The organism is Nonomuraea sp. B5E05, assembly GCF_039880665.1.
Lineage (GTDB): Bacteria > Actinomycetota > Actinomycetes > Streptosporangiales > Streptosporangiaceae > Nonomuraea.
Genome location: NZ_JBDPMJ010000002.1, coordinates 206,560 through 225,633, shown reverse-complemented (window position 1 = coordinate 225,633; position 19,074 = coordinate 206,560). Strand labels below are relative to the sequence as shown.

Genomic DNA, 19,074 nt, shown 5'->3' with positions numbered 1-19,074 from the left:
TCGTTACCCTCTCTGTGCGTTCCTGCGCGCGGCGAGCCGTTCGCGCCTGCTCTGGCCGCGCAGTCTCGCCGCGCCGACGTCCGCCCCGGCCGGAGAACCGGCCGGAGAACCGGCGGGAGAACCGGCGGGGCGGTCCAGCCGGTCGGCGAGGGCGGCGACCGTCGGATGCCGGAAGAGGTCGACCAGCTTGAGCCCGCCGTCCCTGCCGCGCTCGCGCAGCGCCGCCAGGACGGCCAGCAGCCTGATCGAGTTGCCGCCCAGGTCGAAGAAGTTGTCCTGCGTGCCGACCCGTTCCAGGCCGAGGGCCCCCGCCCACACCTCCGCCAGCAGCCGCTCGGTGTCCGTGGCCGGGGCGACGTAGGGGCGGCCCAGGTCGGGACGGGTCGGCGGCGGTTCGGGCAGCAGCGACCTGTCCACCTTGCCGGACCTGTTGACGGGCAACTCCGGCAGGAGGACGACCGAGTCGGGCACCATGTAGCCCGGCAGCCGCTCGCCGAGCCACGCCCGCAGCCGCGCGGCGGGTGGCGGCTCGCCGTCCGCGACCACGTACACCGCCAGCCGGTCACCGCGCACGGACGCCGCCGCCACCGAAACCCCGGGGTGCGCCGCGAGGACGGTCTCGATCTCGCCCAGCTCCACGCGGAAGCCGCGCAGCTTGACCTGCGTGTCGACCCGGCCGAGGTAGGACAGCACCCCGCCGGCGTCGTACCTGCCGAGGTCGCCCGTGCGGTACATGCGCTCGCCCGGCGGCCCGTACGGGTCGGCGACGAAGCGCTCCGCGGTCAGCCCGGGCCGGTTGGCGTAACCCCTGGCCATCCCCGATCCCGCCAGGTAGATCTCCCCGGTCACCCCCACGGGCACGGGACGCAGCCGCTCGTCCAGCACGTACGCCCGCCCGTTGGCCACCGGGCGCCCGATCACCACGGGCCGCCCCGGCGACAGGTCGGCCGTGGTCGCGTAGACGGTGGTCTCACTCGGTCCGTACGCGTCCACGATCCGGCGCCGCGGCGTCGCCCAGCGCTCCACCAGCTCGGCCGGGCACGCCTCGCCGCCGACGGCCAGTGTGCGCAGGTCCGGCAGCGCCGTCTCGCGGGCGTCCGGCGGGCAGGGCAGCGACATGGCGGCCGACGGCGGCAGGAAGGCGTAGGTGATGCGGGAGTCGCGCAGGCGGGCGTACAGGTCCTCGCCGAGCCGCTCGCACTCGGCCGCGATGTGCAGTTCCGCCCCCGCGACGAGGGAGAAGAACAGGTCGGACACGGCCACGTCGAACCCGAACGACACGTACTGCAGCACCCGGTCGTCGCCGGTCACGGGGAACCGGTGGCGTACGGCGGTGGCCAGGTTCAGCAGCGCCCGGTGCTCGACGGCGACGCCCTTGGGGGTGCCGGTGGAGCCGGAGGTGTAGAGGATGTAGGCCGTGTTCGCGGGTTCGGGCCGCGCCGTGAGCACCGGCCCGACCGGGGGGATGGGGGCGTCGCCGTCGGGGGCGGCCACGGGCACGCCGAGGTCCACGGGCTCGGTCGCGATCAGCAGCCGCACCCCCGCGTCGCCGATCATGAACGTCAGCCGGGCGGCCGGATGCCCGGGGTCGAGGGGTACGTACGCGCCTCCCGCGCGCAGCACGGCGAGCGCCGCCACCACCATGTCCGCGCCTCTGGGCAGGCAGAGCCCCACGGGGATCTCCGGCCCGACGCCCGCCGCGCGCAGCCGGCCGGCCAGCCGGTCGGCGCGCTCCAGCACCTCCCGGTACGTGAGCGCGGTGGCGCCGCAGACGAGTGCCGTGGCGCCGGGGCGTTCCGCGGCCCGTTCGGCCACCAGGTCGGGGACCAGGCGCGTGCCGGTGGGGGCGGCCGTGCGGTTCCATCCCTCGACGATCAGGCGGCGGTCCGCCGCGGGGAGGAGGCCGGCGGTGCTCACGGGCCGGCCGGGTTCGCCGAGCAGGCCGTCGAGCAGCGTCGCGAAGGCGCGTGCCCAGTGGCGTACGGTCTCCCGGTCGAACAGGTCGGCCCGGTAGACGAGGTGGGCGGCCAGCTCGCCGGCCTGGCGCTCGACGTTCATGAGCAGGTCGAACTTGGCGTCGTCCAGCAGCAGCTCGACGCGCTCCGCGGTGGCGCCGGGCAGGTCGAGGGCCGGCCGGGTGTCGTCGTCGTAGGCCAGCATCACCTGGACGAGCGGGTCGTGGCTCAGCTCCCTGCCGGGGGCGAGGGCCTGCACCACGGTCTCGAACGGGGCTTCGTGGTGCGGCCGGGCCGCGAGGAGGCGCTCGCGCACCCGGCCGAGCAGGTCGAGGAACTCGGGGTCGTCCGACAGGTCGGCACGGACGGCGAGCGTGTTGACCAGCAGGCCGATCATGCCCTGGACGTCCGGGTGGTCGCGGCCGGCCACCGGGACGGCGATGACCAGGTCCCGCTGGCCGCTGATCCTCGCCAGGAACGTGGCGAACGCCGCGAACATCACCATGTACGGCGTCGCGTTCCGCTCGGCGGCGACCTCGGCCAGCCGCTCGCGCGTGCCGGAGGGCAGCGGGACGCGTACGACGCCGCCCGCCGGCGACTGCACGGCGGGGCGGGGCCTGTCGGCGGGCAGGGCGAGCGTCGTGGGGGCGTCCTTGAGCGTCTCCGCCCAGAACGCGACGGACTCGTCCATGGCGTGCAGCCGCTCCCGCTGCCAGACGGCGTAGTCCGGGTACTGCGGCGCGGGCTCGGCCGGTGCGGCGTCCGCCGTGGACCCGCCGGGGGAGGTGAGCCGCCGGTAGGCGCCGGAGAGCTCCTCCAGCAGCAGCCGCAGCGACCAGCCGTCGCACACCAGGTGGTGGGCGGTCAGCAGCACGAGGTGGTGCTCGTCGCCGAGGACGTACACCACGCACCGCAGCAGCGGCCCCGCCTCGACGTCGAACGGCGCCGCCGCCTCGGTTCGCAGGCGCGCGTGCGCCGTTGCCGCGGGCACGTCCCGCTCGACGCGCAGCGCGGCCTTCCCCTCCTCCGCGACGACCTGCAGGTAGCCGCCGTCGTGCGGCTGGAACACCGTGCGCAGCGACTCGTGCGCGGCGACCACCGCGTCCAGGGCCGCGCGGAACGCCTCGACGTCGAAGCGCCCGCGCACGGTGAAGGCCACGGGCACGTTGTACTGGGCGGTGCCCGGGTTGAGCTGGTCGAGCACCAGCATTCTGGCCTGCGCCGGCGACACGGGGAACTCGTACTTCACCATCACGACTCCCGGAGGATCGGCTCGATGACTGCGGCGATCTCGGCGGCGGGCCCGGGCCTGAGCAGGTCGCTGTGCCCGCATTCCAGGTCGTGGACCCGCACGTGGCGGGCGCGGCCGCTCCAGCGCTCAGCCTTGACCGCCGAGTCGACGCCGCCGGGCTGGGCGGTGGCCGAGAACAGAAGCACCGTCCCGTCATAGGGGGGCGGCCGGTAGGTGACGGCCAGCCGCAGATGCCCGGCCACCGTGCCGGCCACCGCCGCCAGGTGCTCGCCGGTCAGCCCCGACAGCGGGCCCTCGCTGCCGCGCACGGCGGCGAACACCCGCTCCCGCTCCAGCCGCCCCGGCTGCGCGTAGGGGTGCAGCGTGCGGGTGCGCAGCAGGATGGTCAGCGCCTCCTGCTCGACCTCGTCCGGGTCGGGCTCCACGCCCGGGGGCCAGGGGACCGCGTCCAGCGAGGCGACCAGCCCCACCCGCCGGCCGCCCTCCCGCAGCCGGGCGGCCATCTCGTACGCGAGCAGCCCGCCGAACGAGTGCCCGAGCAGCAGGTACGGCCCCTCCGGCCGGACCGCCAGCAGCCGCGCCAGGTAGTCGTCGGCCAGCTCCCGCATGGTGCCGGGCAGCCGCCAGGCGCCGTCACCGAGCACCGGCGACTGCAGCGCGTGCACCGGCCGGTCCTTCGGGAGGTGCGGGAGCAACGCGGTGTACGACCAGCCGATGCCCCGGCCGGGGTGCACGCAGAACAGCGGCGCCCGCTCGCCCTCGGCCCGCAACGTCAGCAGCGGCGACAGGTCCAGCTCGCCCTGATCGGAGGGCGCGTCGAGGCGGATGGCGAGCTCGGCGGGCGTGGGGGCCTCGAACAGGGCGGCGATGGAGGTGCGGACGCCGGTCGCGGCCTCGATCGCGGCGGTGAGCCGCATGGCCAGCAGCGAGTCCCCGCCGGAGGCGAAGAAGTCGGTGTCCGCGCCCGCCTCCGGCAGCCCGAGCACCTCGGCGAACAGGCCGCACAACTTCTTCTCGCGCGCGGAGCGCGGCTCGGCGGGGTCGTGCGGGCTCGCGGCGGGCCGGGGACCGGCGCCCTGACGGGCCGCGCGCTGCCCATCAAGCGGCCCATCAAGCGGCCCATCAAGCGGCACGGGAAGCGGAACGGGGGGCAGGGCGGCGCGGTCGACCTTGCCGTGGGGGGTGAGCGGCAGGCGGTCGAGCGGCACGTACTGGGAGGGGAGCAGATACCTGGGCAGCCGGGCGGCGGCGTGCGCGCGCACCCGCTCCAGCGATCCGCCGGGCACCACGTACGCGACCAGCCGCCGGCCGCCTCCGGGTGCGTCGGCGGCGGCGACGACCGCGCGGGTCACGTCCGGCGAGCTCTCCAGGACGGACTCCACCTCGCCGGGCTCGATCCGATGGCCGCGGATCTTCAGCTGGCCGTCGGCCCGGCCGGCGAACTCCAGCTCCCCGCCGAACGTCCACCGGGCGAGGTCCCCCGTCCGGTACATCCGCTCGCCGCTCGCGAACGGGTCCGCCACGAAGCGCTCCGCCGTCAGCCCGGGCCGGCCGAGGTAGCCGCGGGCCAGGCCCGTCCCCGCGATGTACAGCTCGCCGACGACGCCGGTCGGGGCCGGGCGCAGGCGCGCGTCCAGGACGTACACGCGCGTGTTGTCCAGCGGCCGGCCGATCGGCACCGGTCCGGTCCCAGGATCGGAGCCCGCGGGATGGGCGGTGGCGAACGTCGTCGTCTCCGTGGGGCCGTACCCGTTGACGACCCGCGCGCCGTGCAGCGCCGCCCGGCGGACCGCGTCCGGCGGCAGCACGTCGCCCCCCGCCCACACCTCGCCCGCCGCGGCCAGCGCCGCGGGCGCGAGGTCGGCCACGGTGCGGAACAGCTCGGCCGTCAGCCACACCGCGTCCAGCCGGCCGTGCAGGATCGTGCCGGGATGGAGCGGGCCCGGCGGGGCGATGACGACGGTGCCGCCGTTCAGCAGCGGCGCCCACACCTCGTACGTGGCCGCGTCGAACGTGTGCGGGCTGTGCAGCAGCACCCGCCGGTGCGCGGCGAAGCGCCGGTCGGCGGCCAGCTCCGCGATGTTCCCGTGGGTGACGACGACGCCCTTGGGGGCGCCGGTGGAGCCGGAGGTGTACATGACGTAGGCGGCCGAGCCGGGGTGCACGGGCTTCGGCGGGACACCGTCCCCGTCTCCGTCGCCCTCCACGGTCAGCGGGCTGGTCAGGACGGTGCGGGCGCCGCTGTCGGCGATGAGCCGGTCGAGGCGGTCGCGCGGCTGCCCGGGATCCAGCGGGACGTAGCAGCCGCCCGCCTTCAGCACCGCCAGCTGGGCGACCACCAGATCAGGCGAGCGGTCCATGAGCACCGCGACCGGCGCCTCCCGGGCCACGTCGAGCCCGGCCGCGACCTGGTCGGAACGGGCGTCCAGCTCGGCGTAGGTGAGGGTGAGCCCGCCGTGCTCGACGGCCACGGCGTCCGGCGTGCGGGCGGCCCGCGCCGCGAACCGCTCGGGCACCGACCCGCCCGCCCGCGCCCGCGTGGCGCCGTTCCAGGTGACGAGAAGCCGGCGCGTCTCCGTCTCGGGAAGCACATCGCCGCTCTCCGAGCCCTCGGCCACCCTCTCGAACGCCCGGGTCAGGCGGGCCGCGACGGCCTCGGTCTCGGCGCGGCCGACCATGTCGGCGCGGTGGCCGAGCCGCAGCCACAGCCGCTCGCCGGCCACGACCGTGACGGTGAGCGGGTAGTGGGTGGCGTCGCGCACCTCGGTCAGGCGGACGCCGGAGGAGGCCAGGCCGTCGCGGGGGTAGTTCTCGAAGGCCAGCAGCGTGTCGAACAGCTCGCCGGCGCCGCGCCGCACGTCGGCGAGCCGTACGTGGTGGAAGGCCGAGAGCCGGGCCTGCTCGTCCTGCAGGCGCTCCAGCAGGCGGGGCTCGCCCGTCCTGACCCGGACCGGCAGCGTGTTGATGAACAGCCCCACCATCGACTCCACGCCCGCCAGCTCCGGCGGGCGGCCCGACACCACCGTGCCGAACACCACGTCCGAGCGCCCGGTCAGCCGCGCCAGCACCAGCCCCCACGCCGCCTGCGCCAGCGTGTTGACGGTCACGCCCGACCGGCGCGCCCGCCGGCGCAGCGCCTCGCTCAGCTCCGCCGTCAGCTCGGTCTCCACCCTCCCCTGCCGCATGCTCGCCGCGCTGTCGGCTGGGCTCGCGCCGGGCCGCAGCAGGGTCGGCCCCGGCAGGTCAGCGAGCGCGTCCCGCCAGGCCCGTGCCGCCCGCTCCCCGTCCTGGGCGCGCAGCCAGGCCAGATAGTCCCGGTACGGCGGCGCGGGCGGCAGCGTGCCCGCCCCCGCGTAGAGGGCGGACAGCTCGCTCGCCAGGATCGGCATCGACCAGCCGTCCACCAGGAGGTGGTGCAGGGTCAGCACCAGCTCCCGCCGGCGCACCAGGGTGGCGCGCACCAGCGGGGGCCGGGTCACGTCGAACGGGCGCAGCAGGTCGGCCTCGAGGATGCGCTCGAGCTCGGCGTCCGACGGCGGGTCCACCTCAGTCCACGGCAGGCGCACCCGGTGCGGGACGAGCTGCACCGGCCGGTCCAGTCCCTTGTGGCGGAAGCAGGCGCGCAGATTGGGGTGGCGGCCGAGCAGGGCCTCCACGGCGGCCCGCAGCCGGGGCGGGTCCGCCGGCCCGTCGACGGTGAACCTGGCCTGGACGACGTACGCGTCGTCGCCGCCGTACAGGGCGTGGAAGAGCAGGCCCTCCTGCGCGGGGGAGAGCGGCAGCACGTCGGCCAGCGCGCGGCTCACCAGTCGCCGTCCAGGTCCGCTTCGAGCGCCTCGACCTGGCTCTGCGTCAGCTCGACCAGCGGGAAGTCCGAGCTCGTCGCGCCGCCCTCGCCCGCCTGCCCGGCCAGCTCGGCGAGCGCGCCGGACCAGAGCCCGGCCAGCTCCCCGGCGCGCTCCGCGCTGACCGCGCCGGCGGCGTAGGACCAGCTCGCCACCAGCCGGGCGCCGTCCTGGCCCGGCTGGGCGACCGCGTCCAGCTCCACCGCGTACGCCATCGGCGCCTCCGGCATGCCGGCCAGCTCGCCTTCGAACCTGCCCAGGTAGTTGAAGCGCAGGTCGGCGGCGGGCAGGGCGGCGAGCCTCGGCGCGGTGTCCCGGTTGAGGTGGCGCAGCAGCCCGTAGCCGAGCCCGCCCGACGGGACGGCGCGCAGCCGTTCCTTGATCCGCTTGAGGGCGGCGGCGGGCTCTCCCGCGGCGTCCAGCCGTACCGGGTGCTGGGTGGTGAACCAGCCGACGGTGGTGGAGACGTCGGCGTCGTCGGTGAAGGCGTCCCGGCCGTGTCCCTCGACGTCGACGAGCACCTCCGTGCCGCCGCGCCAGCGTGCCACGGCGATGGCGAGGGCGGTCAGCAGGACCTCGTCCGGCCCGCAGCGGAAGGCGGCGGGCAGGTGGGTGAGGACCTGCTCGGTGAGGTCCGCGGGGAGCCGGGTGGTGAGGGTCGTGCGCGGGCCGCCGCGTCCCTTCCACCCCGGCGGCAGGAGGGTCGCGCCGCCCGCCGCCGTCTCCTCCCAGAAGGGCAGCTCCGCCACCCGCCCGGGACGTTCCGCCTCGGCGGCCAGCAGGCGGGCCCAGCGGGCGAACGACGTGCCCTGCGCCGGCCCGCCGGAGCCGGGCGAGCGCAGCAGCGCCTCCAGCTCGGGGCCCAGCAGGCGCCAGGAGACGCCGTCCACGGCGAAGTGGTGCGCGGTGACGACCAGCCGGTCCGGCGCGTGCCAGACGGCGGCCAGCATCCGCCCGCTCCCGGGATCGAGCACCGCACCCGCGTCCGGCCGGGACGCGGCGTGCGGCGGGTCCGCGCCGGGCGCGTCGCGGGCCGGATCGGACGGGCCCTGGCCCGGCCCGGCGGCCACGCGGCTGAACGGGACCTCCGGCGCCTCCTCCGGGGGCAGAACCTCCAGCTCCCAGTCCGCGCCGGCGCCCGGGTCCGTGTGGCGCAGCAGGCGCGTGCGCAGCGCCGCGTGCCTGGCCGTCAGCGTGCGCAGCGCCGCCCTGATCCGCTCCTCGTCCGTCCCCGCGGGCACGGGCACGGTCAGCGACTGCGTGAACGTGCCGAGCGGGCCTCCGTGCTCGCGCCACCAGTGCATGATCGGCGTGATCGGGAACCGGCCGGCGGGAGCGTCGGTGACGGTGCGTACGCCGGCCCGGGCGACGGTTGCCAGCGCGGCCGGGGTCCTGGCGACGAACACCTCGCGCGGCGTGAGCCCGAGTCCCTCCGCCCTGGCCCGGCTGACGAGCTGGATCGCCGTGATGCTGTCGCCGCCCATCCGGAAGAAGTCGTCCTCCGGCCCCACCCCGGGCACGCCGAGCAGCTCGGCGAAGAGGGCGCAGAGCGCCGCCTCACGGTCCGTGGCCGGTTCGCGCGACGGAGGCCCGGAGAGCCCCGCCACGGGCGGAGCGGGCAGCGCTGCCCGGTCCAGCTTGCCCTGCGGCGTGAGCGGCAGCGCGTCCAGCACCACCAGGTCGCTCGGCACCATCGGCGCGGGCAGCGCCGCCACGGCCCGGGCCAGGACGTCCGCGGTGTCGCACGGGCGGCCCTCACGGGGCACGAGATAGCCGACGAGGCGGCCGTCGCGCGGAGCGACCGCCGCCCCGGCGACGCACTCGTGCCCGGCCAGCACCGCCTCGATCTCGGCCGGCTCGATCCGGTTGCCGCGCACCTTCACCTGGTCGTCCGCCCGGCCCAGGAACTGCACCTGGCCGTCGGCGCGCCGGTGCGCCAGGTCCCCGGTGCGGTACATGCGCTCACCTGGCGGGCCGTACGGGTCCGCGACGAACCGCTCGGCGGTCAGCCCGGGCCGGCCGAGATAGCCCCTGGCAACGCCGGGGCCCGCGACGTACAGCTCGCCGGGCACCCCCACGGGCACCGGCCGCAGCCGGGCGTCCAGGACGTACAGGCGGTGGCCGGCGAGGGGACGGCCGATCGGGGGGAGGCCGCCGCCGGGGGTGAGCGGGTCGCTGACGCTGGCGGCGACCGTGGTCTCCGTCGGCCCGTACGCGTTCCAGAACCGCACGCCCGCCCACGCCGACACCAGCTCCGCCGGGCACACGTCGGCGCCCGAGGCCAGCCCCCGCAGGTCGGGGTAGTCGCCGGGCGGCACGGTCGCCAGCACCGCCGGCGGCACCAGCGCGAACGTGACCCGCCGCTCCCGCAACACGCGGCCCAGGTCCGCACCGATCAGGGGACCCGAGGGCGGGACGACGAGCGTGCCGCCCGAGCCGAACGCCATGCACAGCTCGGCCACCGAGATGTCGAAGGCCGGCGAGCCCAGCTGCAGCACGCGGCTGGAGGCGTCGAGCCCGAACGCGTTCACCAGGGTGCGGGTCAGGCTCGCGACGCCCGCATGGCCGACCACGACCCCCTTGGGGCGGCCGGTGGAGCCGGAGGTGTACATCACCCAGGCCGCGTCGTGCGCGGAGTTCAGGGGTGGCGGTCCCGCGTGGTGCGGTCGGGTCGGGGGCGGGGGTCCGCCTGGCGCCGGCGCCGGTGACAGGCGCTCGATCGCCAGTTCCGGCAGCGCGCCCGGTTCGGCGACCAGCAGCCTCGCTCCCGCGTCCTCGATCTGGTACGCGAGCCGTTCGAGCGGATGGTCGAGGTCGAGCGGCAGGTACGCGGCCCCCGCCCGCTGCACCGCCAGGATCGCCACCACCAGGTCCACCGAACGGCCGAGCGCCAGCGCCACCACCCGCTCGGGCCCGGCCCCGCGCTCGCGCAGCGCGCCCGCCAGGCCGTCGGCCCGCTCCAGCAGCTCCCGGTAGGTGAGCCGCTCGCCGTCCGACTCGACGGCGACCGCGCCGGGCCTGCGTGCCGCCTGCCGGGCCACCAGTTCGGGCAGGCTCGTGAACGGCGACTCCGCGCCGCTGCCGCTCGCCGCGCCGCCCGCTGTGGCACCCGCGCTGTCTTCGGCGGGGCACGCAGGGGTCAGCGGGAGCTCGTCTGGAGGCACCAGGCCGGCCGCCGACACCGGCGCGTCGGGGTCGGCCACCAGCGACCCGAGCAGCGTCGTGAACGCCTCCGCCCAGGCCCGGACGACCTCGGGCGCGTACAGGTCGGTGCGGACCTCCAGGCTCGCCTCGAACCCGTCGTCGGCGTCGCGCACGATGCCGATCAGGTCGTGCTCCCCGCCGGTGTGCACCCGCTCGGGGTCGGCGATCTCCCGCAGCCGGGCCACGCTCTCCTGGCGGGGCAGGTGCATGAACACCCACTGGAACAGCGGCGACCGCCCGGCCACCCGCACCGGGTCGACCGCCCGCACGATCCTGCCCACGGGGACGTCGGCGTGCGCCGTCACCTCGGGGAAAGCGGCGGTGAAACCCGACAGCGACTGGGCGAACGTGGTGTCCTCGCCGAAGCGCCAGCGGATCGGGACGGAGTTCATGACGTAGCCGATGACGCGGTCCAGGCCCTTGGCGGACCTGTTGGCCATGGGCGTGCCCGTGATCAGGTCGCGCTCGCCGGTCATCCGGTGCGCGAACACCGCGAACGCCGTCATCAGCACCCCGTACACGGTGGCGCCGCGCTCCTTCGCGAGCGCGCGCACGGCGGCCTCGGTGTCCCGTCCGATGCGGAAGGCGATCTGCTCGACGCCGAACTCGCCGCCCGGGGTCGCCGAGCCGACGGTGAGAGGTCGCGGCGGGTCCGCCAGGTAGCGCCGCCACCAGGCGAGCTGGGCGTCGAACACCCCCGCCGCCTCCAGCTCACGCTGCCAGCCGGCGAAGTCGGCGTACTGGATCACGGGGCGGTGCGGGCGCGGCCAGGACCGGTCCGAGGTGCGGTCGCGCACGGCGCGGTAGGCCTCGGTCAGCTCGCCGTGCAGCACGTCGAACGACCACCAGTCGGTCGCGATGTGGTGCAGCGCCAGCACCAGCGTGGAGCGCGTGCCGTCCACGGTGATGAACCGGCCCCTGATCAGCCGCCCGCCGTCGAGGTCGAACGTACGGCGGCTGAACGCGTGCAGCGCCTCCCGCAGGCCGACGCCCGTGCCCCGCAGGTCGAGCCGCTCCAGCGTGAACGGCTCCGCCGGCGGCAGCTCCACCCGCAGGTCGCCCACCTCGCCCCTGATCCGCATGCGCAGGCTGTCGTGCTGGTCCTGCACGATGGTCAGCGCCGCCTCCAGGTCGGCGGGGTCCACGGGAGTGTCGAAGTGGTACGAGCAGCACAGGTTGAGGGCCGCCGTGTCCGGATAGAGCGACTCGAACACCCACAGATCCTCCTGCGCCGGGCTGAGCCGCACCGGCACGGCGGGGTCGCGCGGCGGCACGACGTCGGGGATCGCCTCCAGCCTGCCCGCCTCGACGAGCCGCCGCAGCAGCTCCACCCGGCGCTTCCCGTCGAGCGCGGCGAACCGCTCCGCGCTGCTGCCCCGTGACGCGGGTCTCGCGTGTCCCCCCGTCGATGTCACTGCCGATGTCACTGCCGGTGTCACTGCCGATGTCACATGTCCTCCCGCAGCTCCGCGAGCCGTTCCAGCCCGGCCAGCACCTCGTTCACGCCGAGCCCGAAGTCGACGAAGCAGGCCACCTCGTCGCAGCCCAGCTCGGCCAGGTCGGCCAGGCTCTTGCGGCACGTCTCGGCGGAGCCGAGCAGGCTGCCCCAGGTCAGATACCGCTGGAAGGCGAACTCGGCGAGCGTGCCGAGCTGCTCGTCGCTCAGCGCCGCCGCCCGGCCCGCGCCGCCCTTGTTCGCCGCGGTCTGCGCCACGTACGACCTGAGGTAGTCCTTGAGCGGGCCGCCCGCCCGTTCCCTGGCGTGCTCGTCCGTCTCGCCCACGTAGGTGTGGGCCATGAGCGTGACGGTGCCCCTGGGCGGGGAGCCGGGCTGCTCGGGGGCCTGGTCGTAGGCGTCCCGGTAGGCGCGGATCTTCCCGGCCAGCTCCTCGCGGGTCTGGCCGATGGTGGCGCCGAGGATGTTCGTCCGCGTCCGCCCGGCCGCCTCCCACGTCGCGGGGCTGCCCGAGGTCGTGGTCCACAGCGGCAGGTGATCGGAGTACGGGCGCGGCTGCGACGTCACCGTCACCGGCTCGCCCGCGCCGTCGGCGAACTCCACCGCCTCGCCCGCCCACAACCGCCGCAGCAGGGCGAGGTCGCGGACGGCGCGTTCCCTGCGGTCCTCGTACGCGCCGGGGGCGAGCACGAAGTCCTTCGAGTGCCAGCCGGTCGCCACCGAGACGCCGGTCCGGCCGCGCGACAGGTTGTCGACGACCGCCCAGTCCTCGGCGACGCGCAGCGGGTGGTGCAGCGGGAGCACGAGGCTGCCCGCCCGCACGTGGATGCGCTCCGTGGCCACGGCCAGGGCGGCGCTGAGCAGAGCGGGGTTGGGGAAGACCTGCCCGACCTGCTGGAAGTGCCGCTCGGGGGTCCAGACGGCGGTGAAGCCGAGCCGGTCGGCGGCCTTCGTGATCGCCAGGATGTCATCGTATTTCGTGGCGTGGCCGACGGTGCTCGCGTCGTCCGCGCCGAAGAACATCACGCTGAGGTCCATCAGAGCCTCCTGAGAGGACCGTCGCCTTCAGGCGATGGGGGAATCGGGAGCGGAGGAGTCACGGTGCGCTTCTCCTCAGGGGCGGGTGCGCGGGATTCTGGGCAGGCGGGGGATGGCCGGCCCCTGGGCGGCGGTCAGCCGGGTGGCGAGTTCGGCGACGGTGGGGGCGTTGAAGAGGTGGCCGGCGGTGGCGGGCAGACCCTGCGCCGAGAGGCGCGCGGCGACCCGTACGGCCTGCAGCGAGTTGCCGCCGAGCGCGAAGAATCCGTCGTCGAGCCCGATCCGCGCGACGCCGAGCACGTCCGCCCAGACCGCCGCGATCCGCCGCTCCACATCGGTACGCGGCACCCGCCCTCCGTCCGGCCCCGGACCGGCTCCGAAGCCCGGTCCGGCTCCCGGGACAACTCCTGAGACCCGTTCGGCCGGTGAGGCCGGGTCGGGTTCGATGGCCGGGTCGGGTGCTGATGCGGAGGCGGGGACGGGGGGCAGGTCGATGGCGGAGACCGGTACGCCGGGGTCGGCGGCCATGGACTCCAGCGCCCGCACCAGCGCGTCCGCCAGCCACTCCATCACCGGCTCGGCGAAGGCGTCCAGGCGGTACTCGACGGTCACGGCGATGCCGGCGGGCGCTCCGTCGTCCTCGTAGTCGTCGGTCACGTCGACCAGCAGCTCGAACCGGGCCGCCCCGGTCCTGACCACCTCGACCCGCGTCTCGGCGCCGGGCAGCGACAGTTCGGCCCGCACGTTGTTCTGCAGGGCCAGCACCACGTCGACGAGGGGATGCCGCCCGGGGCGCCGTACCGGGCCGAGCTCCTGCACGACCCGCTCGAACGGCACCTCCTGGTGCGAGAACGCCTCCAGGTCCGTCTCCCGCACCCGCGACACCAGCTCGCCGGCGGACGGATCACCCGACAGGTCGGTACGCAGGACGAGCAGGTTGACGAAGAACCCGACCAGCTCGCCCACCTCGTCGCCGGACCGCCCCGCGACCGGCGCGCCGATGGGCAGGTCGGTGCCCGCGCCCGCCCGTTCGAGCACCACGGCCAGGCCCGCCTGCAGGACCATGAACAGGGTCGCCCCGCGTTCCCTGCCCAGCTGGACCAGCCGCCGGTGCAGGACGGGGCCGATCCACGTCCGCACCGTGCCCGCGGCGCCGGCCGTCTCCGCGCCCCGCGTCCGGGGCCTGCGTGGAAGGGTGAGCGGCTCGGGCAGATCCGCCAGCGCCTTGCGCCAGTAGCCGAGCTCGGCGGCCGGCAGCGCGTCCACCCGCGTACGGTGCCGCACCGCGTGGTCGGCGTACCGGATCGGCAGGGGAGGGAACGCGGCGGTCCGGCCGGCCAGCCGCTCCCGGTAGGCCTGTGACAGGTCGCGCATGAACGGCGGCAGCGACCACCCGTCGGTGGCGATGTGGTGCATGACCAGCAGCAGCGCGTGCTCGTCCGGCCCCGTCGTGAACAACACGGAGTGGATCGGCAGCTCGGCGCCCAGGTCGAAGCGGTGCCTCGCCGCCTCGGCCACCCGCGCGTCCAGCTCGTCCGGCGCCACCTCGACGGCGCTGAATCCGGGCCTGGCCCGCTCCGCGGGCAGCACTTTCTGGGCGGGCTCCCCGTCGTGCACGGCGAAGATCGTACGGAGCGGCTCGTGCCGCGCCACCACGTCCTCCAGGGCTCCGCGCAGGGCCGCCACGTCCACGGGGCCGCTGAGCCGTACCAGCATGGGCATGTTGTAGGCCACGCCCGCGTCGATCTGGTCGAGGAACCACAGGCGGCGCTGCGCGAACGACAGCGGCAGCGCGCCGTCGGCCTGCGGGGGGTTCCCTGGGCTGCTCACCGGGTGGTCGCCGGAGCCTGGGGCATCCGCCAGACCGTTGGCCGGGTCGTGGCGGAGGTCATGGACGTGGGCGGCGACCGCGGCCACCGTCGGCCCTTCGAACAGGGTTCTGACGCCCACCTCCACGCCCAGCTCGGCGTGGATCCTGCTGAGGAGCCTGGCCACCGTCAGCGAGTCGCCGCCCAGTCTGAAGAAGTCGTCGCTCACCCCCGCCTCCGGCACCCCGAGGACCTCGGCGAACAGCTCGCACAACCGCCGCTCCACCTCGTCGCGCGGCCCCTCGCCCTCATGCGGGCCGGCCGGCGCGTACGAGGGCGCGGGCAGCGCCGCCCGGTCCAGCTTGCCGGTGGCGGTCAGCGGCAACGCCTCCAGCACCACGAAGGCCGACGGCACCATGAAGGCGGGCAACGCCGCCGCCGCGTGGGCCCGCAGCGCCTCGCCGTCCACCGCGTGCCCGGGGCGTGGCACCACGTACGCGACCAGCCGCCGCTCGCCGGGCGTGTCCGCCCTGGCCACCACGCTCACCCGGGCGGCGGCCGGGTGGGCGGCCAGCACGGAGGCCACCTCGTCCGGCTCGACGCGGAACCCGCGGATCTTGACCTGCTCGTCGGCCCGGCCCACGTACTCCAGCGTTCCCGCGCGGCGCCGTACCAGGTCGCCCGTGCGGTACATGCGCTCGCCCGGCGCGCCGAACGGGTCGGCCACGAACCGCTCGGCGCTCGCCGCCGGCCGTCCCAGATAGCCCAGCGCCAGCCCCTCACCGGCCGCGTACAGCTCGCCGACCTCCCCGTCCGCCACCGGCCGCAGCCGCGCGTCCAGGACGTGCACCCGCTTGCCCCGCAACGGCGTGCCGATGGGCACGGGCCCGTCGCCGGGGGTGATCGGGTGCGTGGTCATGAAGATCATGCCTTCGACCGGCCCGTAGCCGTTGCTCACCCGCAGCCCGGGATGGCGTTCGAGGGCGCGCCCGACGTGCGCGGGCGACGGCGCCTCGCCGCCGACGATCAGGTGCCGCACGCCGGCGAGCGCGCCGGGGTACTCGTCCACGATCACGTTGAACAGGCTGCTCGACAGGTACATGCAGGTGACCTGGTGTTCGGCGGCCAGCCGGGCCATCACCATCGGGTCGGGCCGCTGCCCCGGGTGCAGCACGCAGGTGCCGCCGGACAGCAGCGGCCCCCACAACTCCAGGGCGAACGCGTCCCACGACACCGGCGAGCACTGCAGCCACACCGCGTCGAACGGCGCGTAGTCCTGGCCCGTCACCGTGGCCACGATCGCCCGGTGCGGGGCGGCGACGCCCTTGGGCCTGCCGGTGGAGCCGGAGGTGTACATGACGCAGGCGACGCCGTCGTGGCGGGCGTCGTACGGCAGGGGTTCGAGCCCGGAGGAGGTGAGGACGGCGGCGGCGCCCGCGTCGGCCACCACGGCGCGCAGCCGTTCCTCGGGGAAGTCCGGATCGAGGACCAGGTATCCGGCGCCCGCCTTCAGCACGGCCAGCAGCGCGACGACGAACTCGGCGCCGCGTTCCATGCGCACCCCGACCAGGCGGCCCGGCCGCACAGCAGGATCCGCCCCGAGCCGCGCGGCGAGCGCCGATGCGCGCGCGTCCAGCTCGGCGTACGTCAGCCGCTCGCCCGCGCCGATGAGCGCCGTCCTGCCGGGGGTCCGCGCCGCCTGCCGCGCGAAGACCTCGTGCACACCGCCTGGAGATCCGTTCGGCACGCTCATCGTCACGACCGGGTGAGACTCGCCGGGCGCATGTCCGTCCAGTGCGTCTCGATGTAGGACAGGCACGCGGCCCGCGGGCTCTCCTCCAGCGCCACCCGCCAGCCCGCGGGCACGTCGATGCCGGCCGGCCAGAGCGAGTGCTGGTTCTCGTCGTTCACCAGCACCAGGTAGGAGCCGTTCTCGTCCTCGAAGGGGTTGGTGGTCATGGTCAGCCTCCCGCGGGTTGCTGCTCGAGGTCGGGGGTCAGGACGTCGATGTGGCGTACGGCGCGGCGGGCCAGCCCCCACAGGGCGGCGCCGGCCCCGAGCAGGCCGGCGATGAACAACATCGCCGCCATGCCGCTGCCGGGCCCGGTCCCGACGAGGGGCCGCAGCAGCCCGGCCAGGCCGGTGCCGGCCGCGGCCTGCGGTTCGAAGACCTGGTCGGCGAGCGGCCCGGAGAAGGCCATCGCGACCGGCGAGGAGATCTGCGAGACGAACATGACAGCGCCGAACACCCGCCCCTGCCGGTCCTTCGGCACCTTGGTCTGGATGATCGACTGCATCGAGCCGTTGACGATCGGCATGATCATCGCGCCGACGAGCATGGCCGCGGTCCAGGCGACGACGCCGTGCACCACGGCCGTCGCGATCTGCGCGCTCACGCACATGCCGACGACGCCGAGCATCATGCCGAGCACCCGGTTCTTCGGGCCGCCCCACGCGGCCAGCAGGAGGCCGCCCGCGATGCCGCCGGCGCCGATGCCGGCGTTCACGCTGGCCAGCGCGGAGACGTCGCTGCCGGTCCTGGCCAGGATCATCGGCTGCACCACGGCGAACCCGAAGACCATCACCAGGTTGACCGTGAAGAACACCAGGATGAGCCCGCGCAGGCTGGGCTGGGCGAACAGGTAGCGCAGCCCTTCCAGCGAGTCGGCGCCGAGGCGTTTGCGCGTCCCGGCCTCGCCGGGCTGGTCGCCGTCCATGCGCACCAGGCGTACGGTGAGCAGCGCGACCGCGAAGCTCAGCAGGTCGATCCAGAGCACCACGCCGAGACCGCCGGTCACCACGAGCAGCCCGGCCAGCGCGGGCCCGCCCACGTCGGCGACGCTCTTGGCGGTGGCGAGCAGGCCGTTGGCCCGCTGCAGCTGCTCCTTGCCGACCAGCAGCGGCACGGCCGACGACAGGGCGGGAAACTGGAAGGCGGCGGCGGCGCCGAGCAGCGCGACGGTGACGTAGACCTGCCACAGGTGCAGGTCGCCGAGGAAATAGACGGCCGTCATGGCGGCGACGGCCACGAGCCCGCCGAGGTCGGCCAGTTGCAGGGCGGTGCGCTTGCGGAAGCGGTCGACGATGGCGCCCGCGGTGGGGCTCAGCAACATCTGGGGCAGCAGCGCGCAGAGCGACAGCGCCACCACCTGGGTGACCTGGTGGTCGACCGTCCATGCCTGGATGACCAGGGAGAAGCGGAGAACGGAATTCCCGATGAGGGTGACGACCTGGCCACTCCAGACCAGGCTGAATCTACCCATTCCAGAGAATCGCTGGATAAATCGGTTCTGTTGCGACGGTTGTTTGGACGATGGAGGTTCACCCATGTGTGCCCGAGGCCCTTCTGATGAAAGGAACCCTGAGGTGGCCTACCGTTCACAGCCGCCTCACGTGTACCTTCACACACCGTTTTGGGCGGGGCAATACGCTCTTTGTGGTTTTGTAATTACGTCCTGTCAAAGGGCGAGGTCAGCCGCGCCGAGCGCTTCGGCGGCGACCGCGTGGCGCAATTCGCGAATGCCGCCCCTGCCCCGCACCGGATGCACGGAGTTCGTCAGCAGCACCACGGTCAGCCGGCGATCGGGATCGACGACGAGCGAGGTGCCGGTGAAGCCAGAATGCCCGTACGCGCCGTCCAGCGGTCCCACGATGGACGGATCGCCGAGCCGCACCCCCAGCCCGTGGCGGAAGGGGGCGCCCTCGGCACCCTGGTCGCGCGTCATCTCCGCCACGCTCTCCCGGCTCAGCATCGGGCCGCCGCCGACCCGCAGCGCCTCGCCGAAGGCGAGCACGTCCCCGGCCGTCGCGAACAGCCCCGCGTGCCCCGCCACACCGCCCAGCGCGTGGGCGGTCTCGTCGTGCACCTCGCCCCGTACACAGCCGGGCCCGGAACGCTCCGGTTTCCACTCGGTCGCCGCGACCCTCGCGGGAGACGCGGGCCGGTAGCCGGTGCCGTCCAGGCCGAGCACCTCGGTGATGCGGGCGCGGACCAGCGCGTCCAGCGGCGCGCCGCCGGCCAGCTCCGCGATCCGGCCGGCCATGACCATGCCGACGTCGCTGTAGAGGTAGGGCCCGCCGACCGGATGGACGATCGGCGTCTCCAGCATCGCGGCCATCCGCGCGGCGGCGTCCGCGCCGGGCAGTTCCCGGTCGATGCGGCGGGTCGGCGGCAGGCCCGCCGTGTGGGTGAGCAGGTGGCGCAGGGTGATCCGCCCGTCGCGCACGGGGATGTGGCGCGCCACGGGCTCGTCCAGGTCCAGCCGGCCCTCCTCGGCCAGCGAGAGCAGCACGACCGTGGTGAACAGCTTGCTGATCGAGGCCAGGTCGAAGATCGAGTCGCGGAGTGCCGGCGGGCGTTCCCCGGCCGGCGTCCCGTCCGCGTCCGCGTACCGTACGAGCTCGCCGGCCGCCGAGGCGGCGGCCACGGAGCCGTTCACGGCGATCAGCGCGACCGCCGCCGAGCACACGCGCGGCACCCCGTCCGCCAGGATCGTGTCCAGCCGGTCGTCCATCC

8 protein-coding genes are annotated in these 19,074 nt (G+C 75.2%); all 8 read right to left on the bottom strand.

The features are described from left to right. Positions 1–3 precede the first annotated feature (3 nt). The 8 genes from ABGB01_RS04445 to ABGB01_RS04410 all read right to left on the bottom strand — a co-directional run bounded on the left by ABGB01_RS04445 (position 4) and on the right by ABGB01_RS04410 (position 19,072). Positions 4–3,207, bottom strand: coding sequence for an amino acid adenylation domain-containing protein (locus tag ABGB01_RS04445; RefSeq protein WP_347770558.1), 3,204 nt, complete (start codon positions 3,205–3,207; stop codon positions 4–6). After that, complete coding sequence (locus ABGB01_RS04440) at positions 3,207–7,013, bottom strand: amino acid adenylation domain-containing protein (protein WP_347770556.1); 3,807 nt, start codon at positions 7,011–7,013, stop codon at positions 3,207–3,209. The genes ABGB01_RS04445 and ABGB01_RS04440 overlap by 1 nt, the downstream gene beginning before the upstream one ends. Next, a complete protein-coding gene (locus ABGB01_RS04435; protein WP_347770554.1) occupies positions 7,010–11,671 on the bottom strand; it encodes an amino acid adenylation domain-containing protein in 4,662 nt (1,553 codons plus the stop codon). Before ABGB01_RS04435 ends, ABGB01_RS04440 begins: the two co-directional genes overlap by 4 nt. A 32-nt stretch (positions 11,672–11,703) precedes the next feature. Further along, a complete protein-coding gene (locus ABGB01_RS04430) occupies positions 11,704–12,750 on the bottom strand; it encodes a MupA/Atu3671 family FMN-dependent luciferase-like monooxygenase (RefSeq protein ID WP_347770552.1) in 1,047 nt (348 codons plus the stop codon). 75 nt (positions 12,751–12,825) lie between these two features. Further along, on the bottom strand, positions 12,826–16,311 hold the full coding sequence (locus tag ABGB01_RS04425; protein ID WP_347770550.1) for an amino acid adenylation domain-containing protein: 3,486 nt from the start codon (positions 16,309–16,311) through the stop codon (positions 12,826–12,828). Positions 16,312–16,313: 2 nt separating this feature from the next. Then, on the bottom strand, positions 16,314–16,517 hold the full coding sequence (locus ABGB01_RS04420; RefSeq protein WP_132341522.1) for an MbtH family protein: 204 nt from the start codon (positions 16,515–16,517) through the stop codon (positions 16,314–16,316). A gap of 2 nt (positions 16,518–16,519) precedes the next feature. Further along, complete coding sequence (locus ABGB01_RS04415) at positions 16,520–17,821, bottom strand: MFS transporter (protein ID WP_347770547.1); 1,302 nt, start codon at positions 17,819–17,821, stop codon at positions 16,520–16,522. Positions 17,822–18,016: 195 nt separating this feature from the next. Continuing rightward, positions 18,017–19,072 (bottom strand): serine hydrolase domain-containing protein, encoded by a 1,056-nt coding sequence (locus tag ABGB01_RS04410; RefSeq protein ID WP_347770545.1) that lies wholly within the window; start codon positions 19,070–19,072, stop codon positions 18,017–18,019. Between the last annotated feature and the right edge of the window lie 2 nt (positions 19,073–19,074).